At 48.8% G+C, this 588-nt stretch carries 1 protein-coding gene; it reads left to right on the forward strand.

The annotated features are described in order from the left end of the window. Window positions 1-262 precede the first annotated feature (262 nt). The coding region (locus E4T71_RS10100) for a hypothetical protein (RefSeq protein ID WP_209304484.1) at window positions 263-588 on the forward strand (326 nt) is incomplete at its 3' end.

Consider the following 588-nt stretch of genomic DNA (forward strand, 5'->3'; position numbering starts at 1 on the left):
ATATTGGCCGACATCGGATCACCGATTGGCACCTGTCTTCAGGTGCTTCCGGTTACGAGCGTTCAAAGTGATTTCGTGACATCCTCACTAGAGTGCCGCTGCATGTGTCTGGATAACAACTTAGAAAGCCCCGACGGCACTTTTCTGTTTGCTCCAGCCCCCTAGTTTGTCGGGGTGGCGCATCATTTTTAAGCAAAACATATGCTATGCTGAAGCCATCGGCGGGTTCTTCGCTATAATTGAAGCGGTCTGAGATGGCATTATGATAGGCAATTCACAAATTCACCATAATCACGAAGCGTTCTTGGAAATTTACGAACGTCGTCTCGCAAAGCATGTGTCAGTCGCATTGGCCCTGCGCACTGCACCGGCGCCGATTGTGAACGAAATTATCCGTTTAGCTAACCTCCAGGTAGAAAGTTGGGAAAAGAGCTTACTCTGTAGCAGAGACTATATTTTTACTTGGCGAGAACTTCTTAAACGACCTAATGACGCGGCTTCCATTTTGGAAGAGCGGTCGTCTCGCGCGGCTGCTTTGCGCCAGAACTCTCCTTTTGTTGCCTCGGTTCGAAAATTTCAAGCGCTAGC

This window comes from Streptococcus sp. WM07, from assembly GCF_004570525.1.
Taxonomy (GTDB): domain Bacteria; phylum Bacillota; class Bacilli; order Lactobacillales; family Streptococcaceae; genus Streptococcus.